Origin of the sequence: Methylobacterium sp. WL18 (assembly GCF_008040015.1) — a bacterium.
Taxonomy (GTDB): Bacteria; Pseudomonadota; Alphaproteobacteria; order Rhizobiales; family Beijerinckiaceae; genus Methylobacterium; species Methylobacterium mesophilicum.
This window is the reverse complement of record NZ_VRVD01000767.1, coordinates 1-1,994: the sequence shown is the minus strand read 5'-3', so window position 1 is coordinate 1,994 and position 1,994 is coordinate 1. Positions and strand designations below refer to the sequence as shown.

Here is a 1,994-nt window from a genome sequence, read left to right as displayed (position 1 = left end):
TCGCCGTCGCGGCGCCGCTGCCGGACGTGATCCCGGCGCGGCGGCGCCGGGGCCGGGTCTGGACCTACATCCGCCGCAACCCGACCATCGTGGCCGGCGGGGTCCTGCTGCTGATCGTGTTCCTGATGGCGGTGCTCGCGCCCTATCTCGGCACCGTCGACCCGACCGCCCTGGCGCCGGCCAAGCGCACCCGCGTGCCCTCGGCCCAATACTGGTTCGGCACCGACATGCTCGGCCGGGACATCTATTCGCGGGTGGTCTACGGCGCCCGGGTCTCGCTGCTGGTCGGATTTTCCGTGGCGCTCCTCGCCTCGGTGGCGGGGCTCGCGGTCGGGCTCGTCTCCGGGATGGTGCGCTGGCTCGACGGCATCGTGATGCGGATCGTGGACGGCATGATGTCGATCCCGCCGATCCTGCTGGCGATCACCCTGATGGCGCTCACCCGCGGCTCGGTCCAGAACGTGATCGTGGCGATCACCATCGCGGAGATCCCCCGGGTCGCCCGGTTGGTCCGGGGCGTCGTGCTGTCCTTGCGCGAGCAGCCCTATGTCGAGGCCGCCGTGACCACGGGCACGCGCATGCCGGCGATCATCTGGCGCCACATCCTGCCCAACACCCTGGCGCCCATGACCGTGCAGGCGACCTACATCTGCGCCTCCGCGATGATCACCGAGGCGATCCTGTCGTTCATCGGTGCGGGCGTGCCGCCCTCGACGCCGTCCTGGGGCAACATCATGGCCGAGGGCCGGGCCCTCTGGCAGGTGAAGTTCTACATCATCCTGTTCCCGGCGATCTTCCTGTCCATGACGGTGCTCGCGGTGAACCTCGTCGGCGACGGCCTGCGCGACGCCCTCGATCCCCGCATGGCCAAAGACGCATGAGGACCAGCAGCGTGAGCGGCACACCCCTCCTGTCGATCGAGAGCCTGCAGGTCCATTTCCGCACCCCCGATGGGGCGAACCGGGCGGTGGACGGCGTGTCCTTCGCCATCCAGGCGGGGGAGACCCTGGCGATCGTCGGCGAATCCGGCTGCGGCAAGTCGGTGACCGCGATGTCGATCCTGCGGCTCCTGCCCGAGCCGCCGGCCAGCATCGCCGGCGCCATCCGGTTCGAGGGGACGAACCTCCTCGACCTGCCCGACCGGGCGATGCGCAAGATCCGCGGCAACGACATCAGCGTCATCTTCCAGGAGCCGATGACCAGCCTGAACCCGGTGCTGACGGTGGGCCGCCAGATCGGCGAGACCCTGCGGCTGCACCAGGGCCTGAGCCGGCGCGAGGCCGAGGCCCGGGCCGTGGAGATGCTGACGCTGGTCGGCATCCCCGAGCCGATGCGCCGGGTGCGGGAATACCCGCACCAACTCTCGGGCGGCATGCGCCAGCGGGTGATGATCGCCATCGCGCTCGCCTGCTCGCCGAAACTCCTGATCGCCGACGAGCCGACCACGGCCCTCGACGTGACCATCCAGGCCCAGATCCTCGACCTGATGCGCGACCTGAAGCGTCGGGTCGGCGCCGCGATCATGCTGATCACCCACGATCTCGGCGTGGTCGCGGAGGTCGCCGACCGGGTGGTGGTGATGTATGCCGGCCGGAAGGTCGAGGAGGCCTCGGTCCGCGACCTGTTCCGCGCCCCGCGCCATCCCTACACCCGCGGGCTGATGGGGGCGGTGCCCAAGCTCGGCGCGGTCGAGCACGGCGCCACCGAGCGGCTCGCCGAGATTCCCGGCATGGTCCCGAGCCTGAAGCAGCGGATCGAGGGCTGCGTCTTCGCCGGACGCTGCCCGGACGTGACCGACCTGTGCCGCGCCTACGCCCCGGCCCTCGAGCCGAAGGCCCCCGCGCACCTCGCCGCCTGCCACTACGCGCCCAAGGACGCCCTAGCGGCATGATTTTTTTTCGTGAGACCGCCGAGTCGGGCCTCCCGAGGCAGCCGCGCGCTTTCCCCTCCCCCCTCTGCGGGGGAGGGTACCCTGCGGAGCAGGGGGGGAGAGG

2 protein-coding genes are annotated in these 1,994 nt (G+C 70.8%); both read left to right on the top strand.

Going from position 1 to position 1,994, the window contains the following annotated elements:
* Window positions 1-881 (top strand): ABC transporter permease (locus FV228_RS28055; protein WP_210247829.1); only part of this gene is annotated, 881 nt, incomplete at its 5' end.
* Entirely contained in the window at window positions 878-1,891 is a 1,014-nt protein-coding gene (locus tag FV228_RS28050; protein ID WP_147857486.1) for an ABC transporter ATP-binding protein, read from the top strand. The genes FV228_RS28055 and FV228_RS28050, both read left to right, overlap by 4 nt.
* Window positions 1,892-1,994: the final 103 nt, after the last annotated feature.